We start from the raw sequence: 23,896 nt of genomic DNA on the forward strand, positions 1-23,896 counted from the left end.
TTTTTATGTTTTTGTAAATTGTTTTGAGAAAATGGTAGTTGTGCAACAGTTACCGTTGTTGTGCGTTCGTTTTTTTTACCATTGTTTGTTTGTAATAATGGTTTTCTTAAGTCTATGTTTATCGGTTATGTAAATTTTATTTTTACGAATCTTTAATTTATAATCAACTAAATATTCTGGAATTACACCAGTTTGTGGATCTTTAACTATTATGTGAATTTCATCTAAATTCTTGTTCTCGACTAAAATTTTCTCTTTTACCCCCAAACTTATTACAGAAATAGTATTTATTTCACTTTCATTAAATTCAACAAATCCATTAATATCTGTTTCTTTCCATTTGTTGTCATCATTTATAGAAACACTTGCAAGTATTATCGGACCATACTTGTCGGAAATTTTTACTTTTTTTACTGAGCTTCCATTTTCGATTCCAGTATATGAAGTTTTTGGATTAGTTGGTTGTTCAAATGTATTTAGTGAAATAGAGTCATTTGATATCTTTTTCCAATTCCCTTTTAAAATATTTACGCCACCAACATCATAAAAAATAAAATATTCAAAAGTGTTATCAGATTTCAGCTCAATTTGAGTACAAGCAAAGTAACTTTTTTCACATTCTCCATATAATCCAACTACTGATTTATTAGTTGAACACGAACTTAAAAAAAGTAAAATTAATATCAGTTTAATGTATTTCATGTGTTGTTTTTAAATGACGCACAACGTTTGGTGGCTTAGCGATGGTGCAAGCAAATGAAATGCAATTTTTGATATTAATTTTATGTTTCTTTAGAAACGTGATAATTCAAATATTTGCACTATTGCTAAACCACTGTTGTAAAATCGGTTTTAATAAGGTTTAACTTGTCCGCCTTTTTTAAGTGTCAAGTAATTTTAAATAATTCAGTTATGAATTTTAATTATTTTTTTGTTTTAGTAATTCGTTTTCTTTCTCCAAAGTTCGCACTTGATTCTGAAGGTCAAGTAAATAATTGGACATACTTGATACTTCTTCAGTTAGTTTTGATTGGCTTTCAGTTAATCGGATTATGGTTTCGTTATAGTTAGGTTTTTCGATTAAAAATTCCGTAGCTATTGGAACTAAACTAATAAAAATAGCAGTTATAGTTAAGAATATAGAAATCTTATATTGTTTGTCTGATGTTTTTGATTGATTTTCAGAAGTTTTTAATTGTTCATAAATTAAATTACGAATATCAATTTGTAATTCTGTTTTTGGGTCAATTATATTAAACATTGGTGCTTTCATATTCTCATTTCTAAACTGTTTTACAACTAGTTTATATGCGAAACTCTCGAACTACTTTCATGCCGTTTTGGCAAGATTGGCGAAAGTTTTGACTGTTTTTATTTGGCTTATTTTTATATTTTCAAAAATAATAAAAAAATCTTACAATTTCACCCAACAAAAAATCCGCTTTTCAGCGGATTCATTTATGTTAAGCGTTTTAATTTATTCTTATCTAAAAGTTTGATTTTCTTTCCAATCAACTCAATATATTCTGATTTATTTAATTCGGAAAGCAAGCGAATACAACTTTCAGTTGCAGTTCCAATCATTCCTGCTAATTCTTCTCTAGACAACTGAATGTGTAAGGTACCATCTTCGTTTTTACCAAAAGTATCTTCTAAGTAAATTAGAGTTTCAGCTAAACGTTGGCGAACGGTTTTCTGCGCCATGTTTACCATGTGATCATCGGCATCCTTTAAATCATCGCAAATAGTGCGCATCACATTCATAGAAAACTGATTGTTTTGCGTAAAAAACTGCATGATTTCACTTCTCGGAATAAAACAAACTTCCATGTCTTCCAGCGCTACAGCACTCAAATTAGCGGGCTCATCACTAATCATTGAACGTTGACCTAATAATTCGCCTGGTTTTACCAATTTTACAATTTGATCTTTTCCATTATCGCTAAGTTTCGACAATTTACAAACACCGTCTTTAACACAATAAATTCCATTGGTAACTTCACCTTCTTCAAAGATAGGTTCGCCTTTTTTTATAGTGTAAGAAGTTTTACAATCGGCCATTCTAAGAAGTTCTTCTTTGTTTAAGGCCTTTAACGAACTAAACTGTCTTACGATACACTGTTCGCATTTACTCATTTTAAGAAATGTTTAGAGTTTGAATACAAAGATAATCAAAGTATGATAAATATCATATTTTGTTTTAAGGTTATGTTGGAAATTTGTTCACAGGTAAAATGAGCAAATTTATGGACACAGAAAATTGTTTCCATTGTGGTAATGAAATTATTAAAAAAGACGAGATTGTATTTGACGAAAAAAAGTTTTGTTGCAATGGTTGCAAAACCGTGTACGAAATTTTTAGTCAAAACGACTTAACGTGTTATTACGATTTTCAGGCAGCACCCGGCGCCACACCACAAGACATTCAGGGCAAATATGACTTTTTAGACAATGAAGAAATTGTTACAAAATTATTGGAATTCCAAGAGCGTACAACACATATTGTTTCACTCTACATTCCTCATATACACTGTAGTTCGTGTATTTGGATTTTGGAAAATCTACAAAAACTTCAACCAGGAATAAACGCATCACAAGTTAATTTTGGCGAAAAGAAAGTCCGAGTTACGTTCAATCCCGAACAAACTTCTTTAAAAGATATTGTCTATTTATTGAGTTCGATTGGTTATGAACCTTATATTTCTTTAGAAAATTTTGATGAAGGCAAGAAAAAAGTCGACCGAACTTTAATCTATAAAATAGGAGTTGCGTTTTTCTGTTTTGGAAATATCATGTTGCTTTCGTTTCCCGAATATTTTGAAGTAGAAGAATATTGGATTGATCAATATCGCGGATTTTTCCGTTGGTTGATTTTTGGATTATCGCTTCCAACTTTTATTTATTCGGCTTCTGGTTATTATGTTTCCGCTTGGAAAAGCATAAAATCAGGTTTGTTGAATATTGATATTCCGATTGCTTTAGGAATTGTAGTGATGTTCGTAAGAAGTACGGTTGATATCGTTTTCGATTACGGACAAGGTTTCTTCGATAGTATGGCAGGATTAATTTTCTTCATGTTATTAGGAAAACTGTTCCAACAAAAAACCTACGATTTTCTTTCGTTTGAGCGCGATTATAAATCGTATTTTCCAATAGCAATTACAAAAGTGTTGCCAAACGGAGAAGAAGAATCGGTTCAAGTATATGATATTCAAAAAGGCGATCGATTATTGATTCGTAACCAAGAGTTAATTCCGGTAGATGGCATTTTAATTTCCGAAAAAGCATCAATTGATTACAGTTTTGTTACAGGTGAAGCGGTTCCGATTGAGAAAAAATCAGGAGATAAAGTCTTCGCAGGTGGAAAACAAATGGGGAAAGTTATCGAAATGGAAGTATTGTTTTCGGTTTCCCAAAGTTACTTAACGCAATTGTGGAGCAACGATGTTTTCCAAAAACGCGTAGAACAACAGCACAAAAACATTACCGATAGAATTAGTCGTTATTTCACACCAGCATTATTAGTTTTAGCGGTAGTTTCTTTTACGTATTGGATTTTCATTGATGTACAAACAGCTTTTAATGTTTTCACTGCAATTTTGATTGTCGCTTGTCCGTGTGCATTAGCTTTAACGGCTCCGTTTACATTAGGAAATGTGTTGCGAATTCTAGGCAAGCGAAAATTATACTTGAAAAATGCGTTGGTAGTCGAACAATTAGCCAAAGTAGATACAATCGTTTTCGATAAAACAGGAACGATTACAACCAATAAAAAAACAGCCATTACTTACGAAGGAACGGAATTAAACGCTTCCGAACTAAGATTATTGAAGAACGTTTTACGAGGTTCAAACCACCCTTTGAGTAGAAGATTGTATGATTTCATTCCGAACCAAGAAAAGTTAGAAACTTCAAGCTTTGAAGAAATCATTGGAAAAGGAATTTTTGCTGAAATTGAAGGAAATACAGTAAAATTAGGTTCGTCACAATTTTTGAAAACCATGACTGAAAACACGCATAAGAAAACCAAAGTACATGTTGAAATCAATGGAATTTACAAAGGAAGTTACGTGTTCAATAATCAATACAGAAAAGGATTAGAGGAATTGTTTAATGATTTATCGAAACATTACAATTTAGTAGTTCTATCTGGTGATAATGATGGGGAAAGAAGAATTTTAGAAAAAATGTTGCCTGCTAAAACCACTTTAGTTTTCAATCAAAAACCTGAACAAAAATTGCAATACATTGAACAATTACAAAAAGAAGGGAAAAACGTCATGATGGTAGGAGATGGGTTGAACGATGCTGGAGCATTAGCACAAAGTAATCTAGGATTATCTATTTCTGAAAATGTAAATGTATTCTCACCAGCCTGTGATGGTATTTTAGATGCAACCCAATTTGATAAAATTGCCTTTTTTATGCGCTATTCTAAGAATGCTATGATGACCATTTATATGAGTTTTGGTTTGTCTTTACTTTATAATGTGGTAGGACTAAGTTATGCCGTAACAGGAAAATTAGATCCTATTGTAGCAGCCATTATTATGCCGTTGAGTACCATAACTATTGTAAGTTTTGTAACTATAATGACTAATTTATTTGCTTATAAGAAGTAATTATTTAAGAAAATTTTAATACATGATAAAAGTCATGTTTTATAAAAATGTGTGGAAGTAACTTTGTTAACACAAATTAAGGTATGAGTGTCATTTATTTATTAATCACAATCAGTATAGTAGTTGCAATCGCATTTTTAGTTGCTTTTATAAAAGCAGTTAAGAGTGGGCAATACGATGATGATTATACACCATCTGTCAGAATGCTTTTTGACGATGAAGTAGTGAAAAAAGAAAATCCTAACAAATTAATACAAACAGAAAAACAAAAATCAATCTAATTATGGAGAAGCAACAATTTTATTACGACAACAAAATTGTAAGGAATTTCCTCTACGCTAGTATAGTCTTTGGTGTAGTGGGGATGTTAGTGGGGCTTATATTAGCTTTCCTATTTTTGTTTCCAAACTTAACCAGCGGTATATCGTTTTTAAGTTTTGGACGCTTAAGACCTTTACATACCAATGCGGTAATCTTTGCCTTCGTTGGTAACGCCATGTTTGCAGGAGTTTATTACTCAATGCAACGTTTATTAAAGACTAGAATGATGAGTGACTTTTTAAGTAAAGTTCACTTTTGGGGTTGGCAATTAATCATTGTTGCTGCAGCTATAACACTACCTTTAGGGTATACAACATCAAAAGAGTATGCTGAATTAGAATGGCCAATTGATATTGCAATTGCACTTATTTGGGTGGTATTTGGTATCAACATGATTGGAACCATTATTAAAAGAAGAGAGCGTCATATTTATGTAGCTATTTGGTTTTACATTGCTACGTTTGTAACAGTTGCAGTACTTCACATTTTCAACAGTTTAGAATTACCAGTTTCGTTATCAGGAATGAAATCATATTCTGTTTATGCTGGTGTTCAAGATGCTTTAGTACAATGGTGGTACGGACACAATGCGGTTGCATTCTTCTTAACAACTCCATTCTTAGGTATGATGTATTACTTTGTTCCTAAAGTAGCAAATCGTCCTGTGTATTCCTATAGATTATCTATTATTCACTTTTGGTCGTTAATCTTCATTTATATTTGGGCTGGACCTCACCACTTATTGTATTCTGCTTTACCAGATTGGGCTCAAAACTTAGGAGTTGTTTTCTCTGTAATGTTAATTGCACCATCTTGGGGAGGTATGATCAATGGTTTATTAACCTTAAGAGGTGTTTGGGATAAAGTTCGTACTGATGCCGTATTAAAATTCTTTGTTGTAGCAATTACAGGTTATGGTATGGCAACTTTTGAAGGTCCAATGTTATCATTGAAAAACGTTAATGCTATTGCCCACTTTACAGACTGGATTATTGCTCACGTTCACGTTGGAGCTTTAGCTTGGAATGGTTTCTTATCATTTGGTATGATTTATTGGTTAATTCCAAGAATGACTAAAACAAAATTATTCTCTGAAAAATTAGCGAATTTCCATTTCTGGATTGGTACTTTAGGTATTATTTTATATGCGCTTCCAATGTATGTTGCTGGATTTACTCAGGCTTCTATGTGGAAACAATTTAAACCAGATGGAGGTGCTTTACAATATGGTAACTTCCTTGAAACAGTGACCGAATTAATGCCAATGTATTGGATGCGTGCTGTGGGTGGAACATTGTATTTAGTTGGTGTAATTGTATTGGTTTACAATATCATTAGAACAGTAAAACAAGGTGCTCCAGTTGAAAATGAATTAGCAGAAGCTCCAGCTTTAGCGGTAATTTCTCCAAACCGTTTAAAAGGTGAAAAATTACACTCTTGGTTAGAAAGAAAACCAGTTCAATTCATGATTTTAACTACAGTTGCTATTTTAATTGGAGGTTTGATTCAAATTTTACCAACGATTTTAGTAAAATCTAATATTCCAACTATATCGTCAGTAAAACCATATACACCGCTTGAATTAGAAGGAAGAGATTTATACATTCGAGAAGGTTGTGTGGGATGTCACTCTCAAATGGTTCGTCCGTTCCGTTCCGAAGTAGAGCGTTATGGTGATTATTCAAAAGCGGGTGAATTTGTTTATGACCATCCATTCTTGTGGGGTTCAAAACGTACAGGTCCCGACTTAGCTCGTGAAGGTGTTAAAGGAAAACCTTTCAATGGAGGTAGAGATGATGTATGGCATTTTAACCACATGTACGATCCTCAAGGGTTAAATGAAAAATCAATCATGCCAAGATATCAATGGTTAATTAAAAATGAGTTAGACAAATCATCAACTCAAGATAAAATGAGAACTATGGTAACTTTAGGAGTTCCTTATTCTGAAGCCGATATTAATAATGCTCTTAAACATATGGAGGAACAAGCTACTAAAATTGAAACTAATTTATTAGCAAATCCTGAAATTAAGAAATCATTTGGAAAAGAAACAGCTTCTCCATTAAAAGATAGAGAAATTGTAGCGTTGATTGCTTACTTACAAAGATTAGGTACTGATACTCAAGTTAAAAAATAAAAGTTATGCTAAAGTTCATTAAACATAATTTGGAAACTATTGCAGGAGTAGATATTTATCCAATCATTTCGTTGACGATTTTCTTTACTGCTTTTGTATTGTTCACTATTTGGGCATTTACATATAGCAAAGAAAAAATCAAAGAAATTAGTGAAATGCCTTTAAACGACGAATAGTTATAATTATAATTTGCGAGAAACTGATACAACCATGATGTTTTGTAATTTTTGGGTAGTATCGTGGTTGTTCAGGTTCTCATAACATCAAAATTTTCAACAAATGAAAAAATTAATTCCATCATACGTAAGAGTTCCATTACTGTTTGCAGTAGTATTTGCAGCTTTGGAATATTTTATCGATTCAGGAGACAGGCCAGCATTTATAAAGTTTCCAATGGTAGCTTTGTTTTTAGGAGTGTTCCTATTTTTATTAATTGCAATCGAAATTGTAATCGATGCAGTTGATAAAGTAACGTATCATCTTTTAACAGATGAACAAAAGAAACAATTAGCAGAAGCGCAATCTGTTTCTTTTACTGAAAGTAAATGGTACCAAAATATCGTTAGTAAATTAACTCGTTCTAAAGAAATAGAAAGAGAAGAAGATATCATGTTAGATCATGATTACGATGGTATCAAAGAGTTAGACAATGTATTACCACCATGGTGGGTGTATTTGTTCTATGGAACCATTATTTTCGCTGCGGTATATTTAGTACGATTCCATATTGTTGGAGATTATACGCAAGCTGAAGAATTTAACAAAGAAGTTGAATTAGCAGAATTAGAAAAATCTAAATTACCAAAAGATCCTGCTGATGAAGTAAGTTACGAAACAGTAGTAGCTTTAACAGATGCTGCAAGTTTAGCTAAAGGAAAAGAAATTTTTACGAATGCTTGTGCAGCTTGTCATAAAGCAGACGGTGGAGGTTTAGTAGGACCAAATTTAACCGATGATCATTGGATTAATGGTGGAGGTATTAAAAACATCTTCAAATTAATTTCTGAAGGAAGTAAAAACAATCCTTCAATGGTGGCTTGGAAATCTAATTTATCTTCAAAAGATATTCAAAGTATTGCAAGTTATATCTTAACCTTAAAAGGTACTAATCCAGCAGGAGCAAAAGCTCCAGAAGGAGAAATTTGGAAAGAAACTGCAGAGCCTGCAGCAGCAACTGTTGTAGATTCTACTAAAGTAGATACACCTGCAAAATAATAACTAGTGCATAAAAAGGTTTTGAGAATTTCTCAAAACCTTTTTTAAACTAAAAATTGCATAATTATGTCAAATTTACCAGACGAAAGTTTTAGAGATACCATTGCAACAATTAATGCAGAAGGGAAAAGAAATTTTATTTATCCTAAAAAACCTTCTGGCCCTTTTTATGATAAAAGAAAATTGCTAAGTTATTTTCTTTTGGTTTTTTTAATTGCTTCGCCTTTTATTAAAGTTAATGGAAATCAGTTTTTGATGTTTAATGTACTCGAAAGACGTTTTAGTATTTTCGGATTTGCATTTTGGCCTCAAGACTTTCATTTGTTTGTTATTTCAATGATTGTTGGAGTAGTAGGGCTGACTTTATTTACGGTGGCTTTCGGACGTATTTTTTGTGGTTGGTTTTGTCCGCAAACTATTTTCATGGAAATGGTTTTCAGACGTATCGAATATTGGATTGATGGTGACAGAGGGGCTCAAATGCGATTAGCAAAACAAAAATGGGATGCTGAAAAAATAAGAAAAAGAGTTACAAAATGGACTATCTTTTTTATTTTTTCATTCTTCATTGCCAATGTTTTTCTAGCTTATTTGATTAGCAGTGACGAACTTATCAAGATGATTACCGAAGGACCAACAAGTAATTTAAGTACGCTAATTGCTTTATTAATTTTTACCGGTGTATTCTATTTTGTATTCGCTTGGTTTAGAGAGCAAGTTTGTATCATAGCCTGTCCTTACGGAAGAATGCAAGGGGTTCTATTGGATAACAAATCCATTAATGTAACTTATGACCATGTAAGAGGAGAAGGAACCAACGGAAGAAAAAAATGGAGAAATGGTGAAGACAGAACTGCATTAGGTCACGGAGATTGTATCGATTGTAACCAATGCGTGGTGGTTTGTCCAACTGGAATTGACATCCGAAACGGTACTCAGTTAGAATGTATCAACTGTACGGCTTGCATTGATGAATGTGATGTTATAATGGAAAAAGTAGGATTACCAAAAGGATTGATCCGCTATGCAAGTGAAGATGAAATCGTTAAGAAAGAAAAGTTTAAGTTAACACTTCGAATGAAAGGTTATATCGCCGTTTTAACTTTGTTAGTAGGCGTTTTAATCGGAATGTTGTTCTTACGAAATGATGTAGAAGCCAATTTCTTACCAATGTCTGGACAATTATTCCAACACAATGGTGAAAACATTCGAAACTTCTACACTTATAAAATTGTCAATAAAACAGAACAAGAATTTGATAATGTTACTGTTAAAATTGTCAATTATAAAGGAGAAATAAAATTAGTGGGAAGTCCAGTTATTAAAATTCCAAAACAAGGTTTAGCTAGTGGAACATTATACATTGATATTCCAGAAAGTTTGCTAAAAGAAGAAAAAGTACATTTAAAATTAGAATTATATAATGGAGAAAAGTTGATTGAAGAAACAACAACTAATTTCCAAGGACCAAGAAACTTTAATTAAAAATAGAATTAATATATGAAATTTAATTGGGGAACCGGAATCGTTATTGCTTTTGCGCTTTTTATGACATTTATTTTGTCTTATGTTTTTAAAGTGCAATCCAATGATAAATATGATCACGAATTAGTTGTGGAAGATTATTACAAAAAAGAAGCAACAGTTCAAGAAGATATTGACAGACAACAAAATGCTAGCGCATTAGTAAACAAAGTAATTATTGAAAAAACAACAGAAGGCATAAAAATTAACTTTCCTACAGATTTTGATTATTCTAAAATAAATGGAAAAGTGTCCTTATATAGACCGTCTAGTCAGAAATTAGATTTTGAAATTCCGATTTCATTATCTAGTCCACATTTGCTCATACCTAAAAGTAATTTGGCTGACGGTCTTTGGGACATTTCTATTGATTGGGAATATGATGGTGTGAAATTTTTAAATAAAGATTCATTTAGAATGGAATAATTTCTTTCTTTTGAATTTGAACTTATCTCGTAGCTTCGGGATTGAATTTGAAATTTATAATTGATGTTATACTCGGCTTTGATATTTGGTTTAATCAGTAGTTTTCACTGCATAGGAATGTGCGGTCCAATTGCTATGATGTTACCTGTAGATAGAAGCAATGAAGCTAAAAAAGTAACTCAAATTATTACATATCACATTGGTAAATTAACGGCTTACGGAACTTTAGGTTTAATATTCGGACTTTTAGGTAGAAGTTTCTATTTAGCCGGAATACAACAACAACTTTCTATAATCGTTGGAATTTTAATGATTATGGTAGCGGTAATACCAGAACGAGTATTTGCCAAGTACAATTTTTCAAAACCAATTTATAGAATCATTACAAAAGTAAAATCGAGTTTAGGCCAACAGTTTAAAAACAAAAGCTACAAATCGTTATTTACTATTGGATTATTAAATGGTTTTTTACCTTGCGGAATGGTATATGTTGCGCTTTTTGGAGCTATTGCCATGCAAAGTATTTCATTAAGTGTTTTGTATATGATTTTGTTTGGGATTGGAACTATACCTATGCTATCAGCTGTAGTATATGTTTCTAATTTACTTTCTTTTTCATTTAGAGGAACCATTCAAAAAGCAATACCAGTAGTTGCAGTTATTATTGGAATGTTATTTATTATAAGAGGTTTAGGATTAGATATTCCATATTTATCACCAAGTAATATGAGTTTATTTGTACAATCAGAAGCCAATTGTCATTAAATATTTTTAGTTAATAGGGTAAAAGAGTGCTAAAGTTAATCTTCAGTACTCTTTTTTATTGCATAAAAAAAGTCCCATCAAATAAATGAAGAGACTTTTATATTTTTTTATAATGTAATTTTTAGTTTACAATGACTTTCTTAGTAGCTACAGCATTTTCTGATGCCATTTGAACTAAATAAAATCCGCTAGGTAAATTAGTTACTTTATATGTATTGTCAACACGAGTTGGATTTTTTATCTCTTGAATAATTTGTCCATTAATGTTAAATAATAAAATCGATTTCAATTCTTTTTCAGAAGAAATTGTAACTTCATTATTAATAGCAGGATTTGGATAAATAGAAACCGTATTTTCTAATACAAAATTTTCAGACGCTAAAGCAGCACATTGCGTTGACCAAATTTGACAAACATATGCAGGAGTATCAATAAAAGGATTTCTATTGTTTTGACGTGCGTAAATAGCATTATTTCTGTCAATTTCTTTTTGACTTACAGGATCTTGGATATGCCAAGTAAGAAAGATATTTAAAAAAGTATCACTAAAAGATTTTCCAGTTGAACCATCAAACATCACTTTTGAAGTAGATGAACTTGTAGTAAAAAAAGAACTTAACTGACTTTCGTAACGTGTTACAAAGTAAAACATAATTCTTGCAATATCACCTTTATATTCGTCGATAGGTTCAAAAACTGTTAATGCATATCCTGCTGAATATCCAGAATTTAAGTTATTTCCTTTTTTAGAACCATTACCAGAAGTGTAAGTTGCAGTTCCAACTCTTCCATAAGGAAAATCATCACGAGTTGCATTTACAATTTTATCTGAAGGTATTACAAAGTGAGCATCTGAATACATCGGAACAACTCCATTACCAAAATAACTTTGTGGAATTGTATGCTCTCTATTAAAAAGTTGACATTCTCCACTCGGATTTGTTCCATTATCTTGTTGACCTCCATTCGCTACCGTTCCAAAGATAAAATCACAATTAGAATACATATCCCAAACTCTACCATTTGGTTTTACATCAGATGTTTGATAAGTCGTATATAAAGCAGCATAACCTGGATCAATAGATAAACGTTCGTTTGTTAAACCATCATTTACATCATCAATAATCTTTCTTAATTGAGTTTTCAATGCATATCCTGAACCAGTTGCAGAACTATAATATCCAGTAGGAATTTGTGCCCAACCTATTATTGAACTCAATAAAAGCGTTAGTAAGTAATGTTTTTTCATATAATTTTATTTTTTTCTTTCCAATAGCGCCATGTAAAACCCGTCAAATCCACTTTCACTGGCCAATACTTTTTTATCTTCTACAAAAGTAAATTCTTTTCCAATCTCTGTGCTTAAGAATTGCTTAATTTGTTCTTGATTTTCAGAAGGTAACACAGAACAAGTAGCATACACTAATTTTCCGCCCGGTTTTACAATTTTTGAATAATTTTCTAACACTTCAGCCTGAACTTTACGAATATTATCAACAAATTCAGGTTGTAATTTCCATTTACTATCAGGATTCCTTTTTAAAACTCCTAAACCACTACATGGAGCATCAATTAAGACTCTGTCTGCTTTTTCGTGTAATTTTTTAATTGTTTTTGTACTTTCGATAACTCTAGGTTCGATGTTAAAAGCGCCGTTTCTTTTAGCTCTGATTTTTAATTGCTTTAATTTACTTTCATATAAATCCATTGCAATTAATTGTCCTTTATTTTCCATCAATGAAGCCAAATGCAAAGTTTTTCCACCTGCTCCCGCACAAGTATCAACAACTCGCATTCCTGGCTGAACATCTAAAAAATAAGCTACTAATTGTGATGAAGCATCTTGAACTTCAAATAAACCATCTTTAAAAGCATCGGTTAAAAAAACATTGGCTCTCTCTTTTAAAATTAATGCATCTGGATAATCATTGTGAAACTCGGTTTCAATATTCAAATCCATTAAGATAGCCCTTAATTTTTCTTTGGTTGTTTTTAAACGATTGACTCTCAAAATTACTTTTGCTTGTTCATTTTGAGCGGCAATTTCTTTGGTCCATTTCTCTTCGCCTAATTCTTTAACGCCTAAATCATCCATCCAATCAGGAATGGATTCTCTGTATTTTCTAATTTTAGATAATTCGTCAAATTTTCCTTTTATTCTTCTTACAGGGGTATCTTCAAAATATTTCCAATCGGGTAGTGTATAGCCACGCAATACAGCCCAAACAGCAAATATTCTCCAAATTTTATCTCGATCAAAAGGTTCTTTAACTTCAGCAATTTCAGCATATAAACGTTTCCATCTTACGATTTCATAAATGGTTTCGGCTACGAATTTTCTATCGTGACTTCCCCAACGTTTGTCTTTCTTAAGTGCTCTAGCAACCACTTTATCAGCGTATTCCTCTTCATTAAAAATCGCCATTAGCGAATCTATAGTTGTGAATACTAAATTTCTGTGTAATCTCATTATTTATTTTAAATCATTCCGAGAATTCGGGAGGCAAAGATACGAATTAAAATAAAAAAGCTGTCAAATTTGACAGCTTTAATATTTATCCTCTTCCGTTACCTCTTCCTTCGGAACTTCTTGAATTAGAATTGCCTCTAGGTGCGCTACTTCTTGGTTGTGAGTTTCCTCTTGATGGACTATTTCTTACTTCAGAATTACCTCTATTTCCTGAATTAGAAACAGAACCACTTTCTCTTGGTGAATTATTTGATCTTTCTGAAAATTCTCTTCCACTGTTGGCTCTTGTACTTTCATTTCGACCTCTATTATCATTGGCTACCCTTGGCGAATTACCTCTATTATCAGTAGTAACTCTTGTGCCTGAATTAGCTCTATTTCCATTATTTCTTGGTGTAGTAGCTTCTGTTCTTGTTCTTGGAGTGTTGCCTTGTGTAGCTCGAGTTTCACGATTTCCTCTGGTAGAATTTGAAGATATTTCGCTTCTACTTCTTGGTGAATTGGTATTTCTTCGAGAGTCTAATTCATATCGGTTTGAGTAACCTGCATTTCGTTGTGCAAACGAACGGTTTGGATATCTTCGTTCATATCCATTTCCTCTTCTTCCATAATAATTGTTATATACTACAGCACATCTTCTGTGTGTAACATAATGGTAAGTATGACCAAAATTAATATGTACATGAATATGATTTCTATATCTAAAAATTGGGAACGGATTCCAATAATAGTAATAACTTGGATAATAACCCCAATACCATGATGAGTAATAAGGATGATAATTGCTTACCCAAAAAGTTGTATAAATTACGGGTGTATAAACATATACAGGTTCATAAATGTAATTAGCTCCATACATATAAACATCACCTACAACTTGTACTTGTACTTTGTTATTACTATCGCGCTCTACCTCAATTGTAGCCACATCTTGATAAACATCTTTATCTAAAACAGCCTGAACTACTATTAAATGTACGTTTCCTTCAACTGTTTCAATAACTCTCAAATAATCAACATAATTATCATTATTCAAATCCAAATTTGAAATTTGAGTTTTAGGATCATTCAAGCGTCTTTCAAAGTCTTCTAAGTCTTTGGCATCACCAAAAACAGTTGCAACCGCTCTTAAATCTAAATTATCACTAATGTCTGAATTTTTTGCAGTCACTGTAGTTTTTTCTTGTGCAAAAATTGAACTTATCGTCAATAATGTCACTAAGCTCAGATGTATGAATTTCGTTTTCATAATATATTCATTTTAGGGATTCTAATATTTTATATTTATAAACCAATTACTATGCCAAAGTTTATTAATTTAATTTAATGTGTTGATAATTAAAATGTTGCAAAATATATTTTTTCATTGAAACATTTCAAACTATATTTGAAAATAAAACATCACTAATGAAAAAACATCTATTTTTTTTACTAATAACTATTTCTGCATTTGCTCAAAGCAAAAAAATTCAATCGACTTTACTTTTGGATACAAAAATGAGTTGTAGAGCTATTTATGTGGATAATGAAAAGATATGGATGGGAATGGATAAAGGCAGATATGGCTTTTATGATAAGAGAAAAGATACAACCATTATAAAAGAAATCGCTTCAGTTGCTCGCCCAACTGAATTTAGAAGTATAGCCGGAACAAAAGAAGCCATTTTTATATTGGCTGTTGGAAATCCGGCTATGTTGATTCGTATTGATAAGAAAACGTTAATCGAAACTATTGTTTACAAAGAAGAACACGAAAAAGTTTTTTATGATAGTATGCAGTTTGTTGATGATTTAAACGGTTTTGCTATGGGTGATCCTATTGAAAATTGTTTAGCATTTATAAAAACTAATGATGGAGGAAAAACGTGGCAAAAAATAAATTGTGATGTTTTACCAAAAATTGCCGAAGGTGAAGCTGCTTTTGCAACAAGTAATACTAATTTAATAATTAGAGGAAAATCTATCTTTATGGTTTCGGGTGGAAAGAAATCACGTGTTTTTGTTTCTAATGATTTTGGTAAAGTTTGGAAAGTTTATGAAACGCCCATTGTACAAGGTGAAACCATGACTGGAATTTTTACAGCTGATTTTTACAATGAAAAAATTGGGATAATTACCGGTGGAAATTACGAAAAACAAAACCAAAATTGGGCCAACAAAGCTCTTACTAAAGATGGTGGAAAAACTTGGAATTTAATTGCAGAAAAAGAAGCTTTTGGGTATGCTTCATGTATACAATTTGTGCCCAATAGCAAAGGGAAAAAAATATTTTCGGTAGGAGGAACCGGTATGTTTTACTCGGATAATTTTGGCAAAAGTTGGATTAAATTCTCAGATGATAAAGATTTTTTTACATTTCGATTTGAATCAGAGAAAGTGTTTTATGCTACTGGAAGAAATAAGTTGGTTCGATTTGAAATAAAATAAAATAGAATAAAATAAAATAAAATAAAAAAGCGCTCAATAGAAGTATTAAGCGCTTTTTTAAATGTTATGCTAATTAATCTCGTCTTCTTTCTCGCATTTGTTTTAATAATTCTCTATTAAAATCTTCTTCTGCTTTTTTTAGTTTGATTATTTTTTTTGCGCTGATAACACCTTGCAAATCTTTAATAAATTTTTTCCTTAAATTGAATAGATTTTCTTCCAGGCTTTCCATTTGAATTAACAAATTTGAAGCTTCTTTTTCACTCAATTTATCTACACTACCAGGTCTAAAACGATCTAAAATCGCACGCATTTTTTCATGGCGTAATTCGGCTTGGTTTTCATCAAAAGCATTGTAAATAGGCCAAAATTTTTGAGCTTCTTCGGTAGTTAATTCTAATTGTTCAGTAATATAAGCTACTTTTAAAGCTTTAACCTTTTCTCTTTTTTCTTTAAAATCTTGTGCAAAAGATAAAGAGGAAATCAGCAATAGTATAATTGGGAAAATTAATTTCGTTTTCATGTTTGTAAATTTATTCATTAATATAGTAATCTAAGTTTTCGGCTTCTAACAAATAATCTTCAACGGCATCAGAATGCGATTCGTTAAGAGATAAATTATTTCGCAAAGCTACAATATCTTCATCAGTTAAATGTTTTGAAAGTTCGGTAATACCAACACCTTGTTGTTGAATTAAATAATTTTCAATTGTGATAGCATCTAAACTTCTTTCATTTGCCATATTGAAATAAACCGGAATAGCAATTGCAATTAAAAATACAGCAGCAATAGCACTTATCCATACTTGTTTTCTATAAAATAAAGAAACAATTTTTGGTTGGCTTTCGGTCGAAATTTGATCCATCATTTTAGCTTCAAATTGCTCAAAGTAATTATCTGGAACTTTAAATCCCGATTTTATTTCGTTTTTATTTTCTAAATTAAAAGGTTTCATATCTATTGGACAAAAATTATATGTAAAGGTTTAATGTGTATGTAAAAATTCTTCTATTTTCTTAACTGCTATGTGATAACTTGCTTTTAAAGCTCCGACAGAAGTTTCCAGAATTTCTGACATCTCTTCATATTTTAACTCTTCAAAATACCTCATTTTAAATACTATTTGTTGTTTTTCTGGTAAAATAGCAATAGCTTTTTGTAATTTTAATTGAATTTCATCACCCTCAAAAAAAACATCACTTTCTAATTTATTAATTGCTTTTTGTTGCGCTTCTTCGTTAGAAATTCCTTGCTTTTTTGCTCGTTGTTGCATAAAAGTAATGGTTTCATTTGTTGCAATTCGATACATCCAAGAATACAACTTACTATCGCCTTTAAAATTTTTTAGATTGCCAAATACTTTTATAAACGTGTTTTGAAGTACATCATCGGCATCATCATGATTCAACACCATGTTTCGGATATGATAATACAATGGTTTTTGATACAATTGCAATAGCTTTCGAAACGCTTCATTCTGCGTTTTTGGGTTTAGTAATTCGGAAATGAAAGCTTTTTCGTCTTGCAAAATGCGATATTTGTTTATAAGACTAAAGATATTCAAAAAGGTTTAATTTTAATTTTTGTTTTAGTAAAAAAACAAGTTTCCCTTTGTAACTTTGCTTTGTTGAAATTAACACCATTATGAAAGATTTAAGCAATTATAGAAAATCATACGAGAAAAGCGAATTATTAGAAACTCAAATTCCAGAAGATCCCATTAATTTATTTCATCGTTGGTTTTACGAAGCAGAAGATTTGAATGCTGCTGAAGAAGTGAATGCGATGACTGTTACTACCATAGGTTTAGATGGTTTCCCGAAAGCTCGAGTAGTATTGCTTAAAAAATTTAATGAGGAAGGTTTTATCTTTTACACCAATTACAATTCGGAGAAAGGAAAAGCCATTTTAAATAATCCGAATGTATGTTTATCTTTCTTCTGGCCTATGGTAGAACGCCAAGTTATTATTAAAGGAATTGCTGAAAAAACGCCAGAAAAAATATCTGATAATTATTTTGCATCACGACCAGATGGTAGTAAACTAGGTGCAATAGTTTCGCCTCAAAGTGAAGTGATACCAAATCGTGAGTTTTTAGAGGAAAATTTAAAGCAATTAGAAAAAGAGTGGGAGGGAAAAGAAATTTTGCGTCCAGCGCATTGGGGTGGCTTTTTAGTGCGTCCTGTTGAAGTGGAGTTTTGGCAAGGAAGACCTAACCGTTTACATGATAGAATTCGTTATCAATTAACCAACAATTACGATTGGAAAATAGAAAGATTATCTCCTTGATAATCAATATTTTAATTATATAATACAAAATCCTAAGTTTTTTAACTTAGGATTTTTTTATTACTGTAAGTAAAGTTTTAAGTAATTGATATTCAAATGTTTAAAATGTTAAAATTTGATGTGTTTCATCGATTTTATTTGCCCCTCGTCGTTCTTTTTGTACATTTGTCCTGTTAATCAATCACTTAATCGATTTTTTATGATTTATTAACACAACAACTAATAAAAAAACTCTCTACACATGAAAAAATTAATGATCAACTCTCTAGCTCTTATTTTTACCATTGTTTCATTAACCTCTTGTTCATCAGACAGTGAAAGTGCTGCCAACCCTACTAACGAATCAGCAAAAAGTTATACCCATTCAGCCGCAGAATTAGAATTACTAGACGAAGTAAATGCATATCGTGTTTCTATAGGCTTAAACCCATTAGCAATTATAGAACATATTTCATACAAATCTTCTGAGCATAACGATTATATGTTAGCTACTAGAACCGTTACTCATGAAGGTTTTAATGAAAGAAAAACAAACTTACAAGCAGTGCTAGGTGCTTACCGAGTAGGAGAGAACGTAGCCTATGCTTATTCTACTGCTAGAGCAACTGTTAATGCTTGGATAAACAGTCCAAGTCATAAAGCAAATTTAGAAGGAGATTATACTCACTTTGGAGCTGCTATTAAAGTAGATGAAGAAGGCAAAAGATACTATACTAATATGTTTATTAAGAAATAAGGATTTCATGTTTGTTTATAAAAAAAGCAGCTGTTTTGAGAGAAATAGCTGCTTTTTTGTTGGTATTAATGTTTTGTGGATTTCTTTTGAAACAACCGCTGTTAGAAAAAGTATTAATTATAGTCTTCTATTTTAATTTCAGCAACTTCTAATATCAGTTGTATTGTTTCAATAAAGTTCTTAAGATTACTGTTAATTTGGTTTTTATGAACACTCCATAATTCAAACTTTATAGAATTAAATAAAAACATTCCAAATTCAAGTTCTGAAGTTGAACCGTCCAAACCTGAAACAAAATTTTCAACTAAATCTGAATTATTTATTTTGCATATAGATTGTATAATTTTATTAAAATCTTCTTCACTTATCTCAATTTTCTTTTTCTTTTTTTTGGTATGTTCAAAATATTTGGCTTCTAATTTATATGTTGTTTTATTATATGTTCGGTCTTCATAAATTGAAATTTCAACTCCAGAAAAAGCTCTAATAGAAACATTATATTTAAAATTGACGAAATCTATATTTCTGCTTTTTTGAGCAATAGAACTAAATGATATAAATAATATTGATAAAAAAATTTTTAGTTTCATAGTTGTTGATTTGTAGATAGTTTTAAAATATTATTGCTAAATAGCGTTAGCATATATCATCAAATATATATAACTTTTACTACATAAAAAAAGCAGCAATTGAAATTCAACCACTGCTTTTCCTCAAAACGTATAGATATGTGTGTAGGTTACATTTTTAAAACGATAAACTCACTTCGTCTATTTTTTTGATGTTCAGCTTCGCTACACGGAACGTCGTCAGCACAATTGTTTACTAATTGCGTTTCTCCAAATCCTTTAGCTGTTAATCGGTTTCGTTTTATTCCATTTTTAACCATAAATTCTAAGGTAGATTTTGCTCTTCTGTCTGATAACAATTCGTTGTATTTGTGCGTTTGTCGGCTATCAGTATGAGAGCGAATAGCAATTGTCATATTAGGATATTTTTCCATTACAGCAATAATTTTTTCTAAATCTTCTGCAGCATCTGGACGAATGTTCCATTTGTCTAAATCAAAATAAATAATACTAACATCTAATATTTTAGCCAAATCAGTTCCTACTTCAACTGGGAAAATATTTCGTTTTAATTCGATATCTAATTTAGATTCTCCAGTTTTTGTGACAGGTCCAAAAGATTTTTCATTTGTTTCATATTCTTCTTTTGAAGCTCTAATATAATATTTTTTATTGCATTCAATTTTAAATGAATAACTACCTTTTTCTGAAGTAATAGTTTCAGTAATTTTATTCATTTTATCATCAAACAATATTACTTTTGCGTTAGGAAGAATTTCTTTAGTATCAATGTCAGTGATAAATCCCGTTAAAGTATGCATACAAACATTAAAAGTATAAATGTCATCAAAACCATTTCCTCCATCTCTATTTGAAGAGAAAAAACCTAAACCATCTTTATTGGTTACATAACCAAAATCATCCATAGAACTGTTTAACGGTTTACCTATGTTAACGGGTTTTTCAAATGTATTATTAGTATATTTTGCTTCAAAAATATCTAATCCCCCTAAGCCAGGATGACCATCAGATGCAAAAAATAAATTATTGTTTGCATCTACAAATGGAAAAGTTTCTCTTCCTTCTGTATTGATAGTTGGACCCAAATTCTCTGGTTTTCCAAAATTACCTTTTGAATCTATTGATACTTTGTATAAATCAGAATTTCCAAAACTTCCGGGCATATCAGACGCAAAATATAGTGTTTTTTCATCTGGACTTAAAGCAGGGTGTGCCGTTTTGTAATTATCATTTGAAAAAGGAAGTTCTTTAATGTTTGTCCATTCCCCATTGATTAGTTCTGCTTTGTAAATTTTCTCCATGACAACTTTTGTGTCACTTTTTCTTTTTTTACCATCGTTATAATTATTTCGGGTAAAATACATGATTTTTCCATCTTTGGTAAAAACGGGTGAGGATTCATTAAATTTGGTATTAACGTTTTTCGAAAAATTTTCTACACTTCCTAATTTTCCTTCGTTATCTAAAGTAGCTACGAATAAATCAGTGAAATTTTGTTTTGTCCAATCATGAATTTTTGAATATAAATTACCTTCACTTCTCGATGAAGTAAAAACAATTTGATTGCCTAAAAAGGAGGGACCATAATCATAAAACTCGGAATTAATAGCTGTTTTATCCATGGTGTATTTTCCTGAATTGGCTTCAATATTTTTTAAATAATTTTTATTCTCCTCGAATAACTTTCCCCTAGAATCATCTGTTTTTTGAGCAAATAATTCCATGTACTGATTCGATTTTTCATAGTTTCCATCAGCTTTTAGAGCTTGGGCATATCTAAAATAGTATTCTGGATCCACTTCTTGATTTAAAGTAAATAATTCGCCATACCATCTGGAAGCTTTATCTAATTCACCATTGAAATAATAAGCATTCCCTAATTTTTGAAACAAATCAACCGATTTATATCCTTTTTCAGCAACTTTTTCATATATCTCAATGGCATCTATATAAGAATATTTATCATATTTTTTGTCTGCTTTATTTAGCTTAGCTCCTTGTCCGAAAGCACCAATTGCGATACTCAAGGCGAATACGATTGTGTAAATTGTTTTCATAATCAGATAATTTAAAAGAATCTAGGTGCTGAAACTCTACTTCTGTTGAAAAATTCATAGCGCAGAAATATTTCATGTGATCCCGAGTTATAATTAGATAGTTTAGAGGTTTCCATATCATATCCATATCCAATAAACCACGAATCTGAAATTTGAAATCCAGCCAAAGCACTTATAGAGGCATCCCATCGATAAGCAGCTCCAAGAGTAAGTTTGTCAAAAAACAGAAAATTGGCAGTTATATCGGTTTGTAATGGTGCTCCTTCAACAGCTTTAGTTAATAAAGCAGGTTTAAAATCGATATTTTCACTTAGGGTAAATACATGTCCCGCAATAAAGTAAAAGTGCATTTTTTCTTTTGTAATTTGTACGTTATTGTCGTTGTATCGATATGATTCAAAGAAAGTAGGAACTGATAAACCAAAATATGTTTTATCGGAGAATAAATACATTCCAGCCCCTACATTAGGAGAAAATTCGGTATCAACATTTTGAAATTGAGGATCTAGCGGATCGTAAATTCGTAATTTATTCACATCTAAATTAAAAAGATTAGCCGTCCCTTTTAGTCCTACTGATAATTTATAATTTTCTGAAATTTGAATAAAGTAAGCTAAATCAACTGAAATTTCATTTTCAGTTACAGGACCAATTTTATCATTCACAAAATTTAATCCAACTCCAAAGTTTGAATCGCCTAATGGTGAACTTGCTGAAAAATTATTCGTAACTGGAGCGCCATCTAATCCAACCCACTGATTTCTGTAAAGTAAAAAAGCAGTTAGTGTTTCTCTAGAACCCGCATAAGCAGGGTTTACTAAAGTTGTATTATACATATATTGTGTGTATTGAGAATCTTGTTGTGAATAGCTAAAACTAAACAACATGGATGCACAAATTATTGTTAGTATCGTTTTCATCTTGTTTGTATTTAAGTTACATTAATCTATTAACGGTTAAGGTATAAATATCCTGATCGGTCGTGATTTTTATTTTCTGTATCGGTATATTTCAGAATATAAAAATAGGTTCCATCTGGTAAAAGTTCATTTTTATTAATGGTATTTTTACCTTCAGATACGCCTTTGAATGATTTAAGATTATTATCATAACCTTGTACGTCATAGACTAAAATTCCCCATCTATTATAAATTTCTACTGTATTATTTGGATAACATTCAAGTCCGTCAATGAAAAAAATGTCATTTGAGTTATCAGCATTTGGTGAAACTGCATTATAAACAGTTATGTCACAAGCTGCTAAAACAACACAATCGGCGTTAACATTTAAGTATATTTCATAAATCATTGGACATGTATTGTCTTCTAATTCAACTATATACTGTAATGTGTAATATCCTAAAGTTACATTCGAAGGATCAAAAATATTTCCTGTTAATCCACCTGAATTAGTAACTTCATGCCATTCTCCATTTGTAGGAATTGAATTGTCTAATATAGTAAATAAATCGATAGGTTCTTCTTCTATACAAATTGCAAACGGAATTGCATCAAAAGGTTCTTCAACACTTACGTTAATTGTTTGTGTGAAATTGGCTTCATTTCCGCAATTATCAGAGATTGTCCATTCTCTTACAATAACATATGCATAAATTGAAATTATAGTTGAAGTTTCATTAAAAACTACACCTTGAATTCCTGAACAATTATCTGTAAAACCTAATTCGGGTACTGGAGGTATTTCAGAACATGATACGCTAATTTCTGATGCAATAGGAGTTGTTAGCAATGGAGGAGTAGTATCAAATACTGTAATAACTTGTGTATAACTCGAACTGTTATTGCAGCTATCAGTTATGGTCCAAGTTCTGTTAATGATATATTCTCCTTCACAATCAAACCCTTCTCTATTAATAGCATCTAAAACTGTTATTGTAACGGCTCCACAATTATCCGAACCTGTCATATTTGCTGGATTCGGAATCGCATCACAAGAAACACTAATATTTTGTGGTAATTCGCTTGTGAAAAACGGATTAGTGTTGTCAATAATGGTAAATGTTGCTGATGTAGAAGATGAATTTCCACAATTATCAGTAGCGGTGAACGTCACAGTTGCTGCACCTGTTGCCCCACAAGTATCAGAAACGGAAGTAAAATTATTACTCCAAGTCACCGCTGAACAAACATCAGTTGCTGAAGCACCACCATTAGAAGCCAACCACGCGTTTAGAGCAGCGGTATTTCCAGCGCCATCACATTGCACTTCCAAATTAGAAGCTTGAGTTGTGATTGTTGGATTAGTATTATCAATAATGGTAAATGTTGCTGATGTAGAAGATGAATTTCCAC

The 23,896-nt window shown here is 31.3% G+C and carries 24 protein-coding genes; 11 read left to right on the top strand and 13 right to left on the bottom strand.

The features are described 5' to 3' along the window. Nucleotides 1–75: 75 nt before the first annotated feature. From V7P59_RS08650 to V7P59_RS08660, 3 genes are all read right to left on the bottom strand, one after another. Entirely contained in the window at nt 76–702 is a 627-nt protein-coding gene (locus V7P59_RS08650; protein WP_333809769.1) for a hypothetical protein, read from the bottom strand. Between the two features lie 217 nt (nt 703–919). Continuing rightward, nucleotides 920–1,273 (bottom strand): hypothetical protein, encoded by a 354-nt coding sequence (locus V7P59_RS08655; protein WP_333809770.1) that lies wholly within the window; start codon nt 1,271–1,273, stop codon nt 920–922. 185 nt (nt 1,274–1,458) lie between these two features. Then, entirely contained in the window at nt 1,459–2,136 is a 678-nt protein-coding gene (locus V7P59_RS08660; protein WP_333809771.1) for a Crp/Fnr family transcriptional regulator, read from the bottom strand. A gap of 110 nt (nt 2,137–2,246) precedes the next feature. Here V7P59_RS08660 and V7P59_RS08665 point away from each other — a divergent pair, with 110 nt between their 5' ends. The 8 genes from V7P59_RS08665 to V7P59_RS08700 all read left to right on the top strand — a co-directional run bounded on the left by V7P59_RS08665 (nt 2,247) and on the right by V7P59_RS08700 (nt 11,013). Continuing rightward, a complete protein-coding gene (locus tag V7P59_RS08665) occupies nt 2,247–4,622 on the top strand; it encodes a heavy metal translocating P-type ATPase (RefSeq protein ID WP_333809772.1) in 2,376 nt (791 codons plus the stop codon). 83 nt (nt 4,623–4,705) lie between these two features. Continuing rightward, nucleotides 4,706–4,903, top strand: a complete 198-nt coding sequence (gene ccoS, locus V7P59_RS08670) for a cbb3-type cytochrome oxidase assembly protein CcoS (protein ID WP_333809773.1) — start codon at nt 4,706–4,708, stop codon at nt 4,901–4,903. Nucleotides 4,904–4,905: 2 nt separating this feature from the next. After that, nucleotides 4,906–7,083, top strand: coding sequence for a cytochrome-c oxidase, cbb3-type subunit I (gene ccoN, locus V7P59_RS08675; RefSeq protein WP_333809774.1), 2,178 nt, complete (start codon nt 4,906–4,908; stop codon nt 7,081–7,083). 5 nt (nt 7,084–7,088) lie between these two features. After that, the gene (locus tag V7P59_RS08680) at nt 7,089–7,259 is read left to right on the top strand and encodes a cytochrome c oxidase subunit IV (RefSeq protein WP_026726108.1); all 171 of its coding nucleotides are present in this window, start codon (nt 7,089–7,091) and stop codon (nt 7,257–7,259) included. A 103-nt stretch (nt 7,260–7,362) separates the two neighbouring features. Further along, nucleotides 7,363–8,298 (top strand): cbb3-type cytochrome c oxidase N-terminal domain-containing protein, encoded by a 936-nt coding sequence (locus V7P59_RS08685; protein WP_333809775.1) that lies wholly within the window; start codon nt 7,363–7,365, stop codon nt 8,296–8,298. A gap of 66 nt (nt 8,299–8,364) precedes the next feature. Next, nucleotides 8,365–9,783, top strand: coding sequence for a cytochrome c oxidase accessory protein CcoG (gene ccoG / locus V7P59_RS08690; RefSeq protein WP_333809776.1), 1,419 nt, complete (start codon nt 8,365–8,367; stop codon nt 9,781–9,783). A 15-nt stretch (nt 9,784–9,798) separates the two neighbouring features. Next, nucleotides 9,799–10,248, top strand: coding sequence for a FixH family protein (locus V7P59_RS08695; RefSeq protein WP_333809777.1), 450 nt, complete (start codon nt 9,799–9,801; stop codon nt 10,246–10,248). A gap of 63 nt (nt 10,249–10,311) precedes the next feature. Next, nucleotides 10,312–11,013 carry a sulfite exporter TauE/SafE family protein gene (locus V7P59_RS08700; protein WP_333809778.1) on the top strand — a complete coding sequence of 234 codons (702 nt, stop codon included), beginning with the start codon at nt 10,312–10,314 and terminating at the stop codon, nt 11,011–11,013. A 121-nt stretch (nt 11,014–11,134) separates the two neighbouring features. Here the strand turns inward: V7P59_RS08700 and V7P59_RS08705 are convergent, their stop codons facing one another. From V7P59_RS08705 to V7P59_RS08715, 3 genes are all read right to left on the bottom strand, one after another. Further along, on the bottom strand, nt 11,135–12,262 hold the full coding sequence (locus V7P59_RS08705) for an endonuclease (protein ID WP_333809779.1): 1,128 nt from the start codon (nt 12,260–12,262) through the stop codon (nt 11,135–11,137). A 6-nt stretch (nt 12,263–12,268) separates the two neighbouring features. Continuing rightward, nucleotides 12,269–13,483, bottom strand: coding sequence for an RsmB/NOP family class I SAM-dependent RNA methyltransferase (locus tag V7P59_RS08710; protein WP_333809780.1), 1,215 nt, complete (start codon nt 13,481–13,483; stop codon nt 12,269–12,271). 85 nt (nt 13,484–13,568) lie between these two features. Further along, nucleotides 13,569–14,732: a hypothetical protein gene (locus tag V7P59_RS08715; RefSeq protein WP_333809781.1), complete on the bottom strand. Its 1,164-nt coding sequence runs from the start codon at nt 14,730–14,732 to the stop codon at nt 13,569–13,571. A 158-nt stretch (nt 14,733–14,890) separates the two neighbouring features. Between V7P59_RS08715 and V7P59_RS08720 the strand changes: the two genes are divergently transcribed. Continuing rightward, nucleotides 14,891–15,910 carry a WD40/YVTN/BNR-like repeat-containing protein gene (locus V7P59_RS08720; RefSeq protein WP_333809782.1) on the top strand — a complete coding sequence of 340 codons (1,020 nt, stop codon included), beginning with the start codon at nt 14,891–14,893 and terminating at the stop codon, nt 15,908–15,910. Nucleotides 15,911–15,983: 73 nt separating this feature from the next. Here V7P59_RS08720 and V7P59_RS08725 read toward each other — a convergent pair whose 3' ends face one another. From V7P59_RS08725 to V7P59_RS08735, 3 genes are read right to left on the bottom strand one after another with little or no spacing between them, the layout of a single operon-like run. Next, the gene (locus V7P59_RS08725) at nt 15,984–16,433 is read right to left on the bottom strand and encodes a sensor of ECF-type sigma factor (protein WP_333809783.1); all 450 of its coding nucleotides are present in this window, start codon (nt 16,431–16,433) and stop codon (nt 15,984–15,986) included. Nucleotides 16,434–16,443: 10 nt separating this feature from the next. Continuing rightward, entirely contained in the window at nt 16,444–16,866 is a 423-nt protein-coding gene (locus V7P59_RS08730; protein WP_333809784.1) for a hypothetical protein, read from the bottom strand. 30 nt (nt 16,867–16,896) lie between these two features. After that, the gene (locus tag V7P59_RS08735; RefSeq protein WP_333809785.1) at nt 16,897–17,439 is read right to left on the bottom strand and encodes an RNA polymerase sigma factor; all 543 of its coding nucleotides are present in this window, start codon (nt 17,437–17,439) and stop codon (nt 16,897–16,899) included. A 116-nt stretch (nt 17,440–17,555) separates the two neighbouring features. Between V7P59_RS08735 and pdxH the strand changes: the two genes are divergently transcribed. After that, the gene (gene pdxH / locus V7P59_RS08740) at nt 17,556–18,200 is read left to right on the top strand and encodes a pyridoxamine 5'-phosphate oxidase (RefSeq protein WP_333809786.1); all 645 of its coding nucleotides are present in this window, start codon (nt 17,556–17,558) and stop codon (nt 18,198–18,200) included. 241 nt (nt 18,201–18,441) lie between these two features. Continuing rightward, the gene (locus tag V7P59_RS08745) at nt 18,442–18,936 is read left to right on the top strand and encodes a CAP domain-containing protein (RefSeq protein WP_333809787.1); all 495 of its coding nucleotides are present in this window, start codon (nt 18,442–18,444) and stop codon (nt 18,934–18,936) included. 113 nt (nt 18,937–19,049) lie between these two features. Here V7P59_RS08745 and V7P59_RS08750 read toward each other — a convergent pair whose 3' ends face one another. The 4 genes from V7P59_RS08750 to V7P59_RS08765 form a co-directional block, all read right to left on the bottom strand. Beyond that, nucleotides 19,050–19,526, bottom strand: a complete 477-nt coding sequence (locus V7P59_RS08750; RefSeq protein ID WP_333809788.1) for a hypothetical protein — start codon at nt 19,524–19,526, stop codon at nt 19,050–19,052. Between the two features lie 149 nt (nt 19,527–19,675). Next, the gene (locus tag V7P59_RS08755; protein WP_333809789.1) at nt 19,676–21,583 is read right to left on the bottom strand and encodes an OmpA family protein; all 1,908 of its coding nucleotides are present in this window, start codon (nt 21,581–21,583) and stop codon (nt 19,676–19,678) included. Nucleotides 21,584–21,594: 11 nt separating this feature from the next. After that, nucleotides 21,595–22,503, bottom strand: a complete 909-nt coding sequence (locus tag V7P59_RS08760; protein ID WP_333809791.1) for a PorP/SprF family type IX secretion system membrane protein — start codon at nt 22,501–22,503, stop codon at nt 21,595–21,597. Nucleotides 22,504–22,532: 29 nt separating this feature from the next. Continuing rightward, the coding region (locus V7P59_RS08765) for a gliding motility-associated C-terminal domain-containing protein (RefSeq protein ID WP_333809792.1) at nt 22,533–23,896 on the bottom strand (1,364 nt) is incomplete at its 5' end.

The organism is Flavobacterium sp., from assembly GCF_036782315.1.
In the GTDB taxonomy this organism is placed as follows: domain Bacteria; phylum Bacteroidota; class Bacteroidia; order Flavobacteriales; family Flavobacteriaceae; genus Flavobacterium.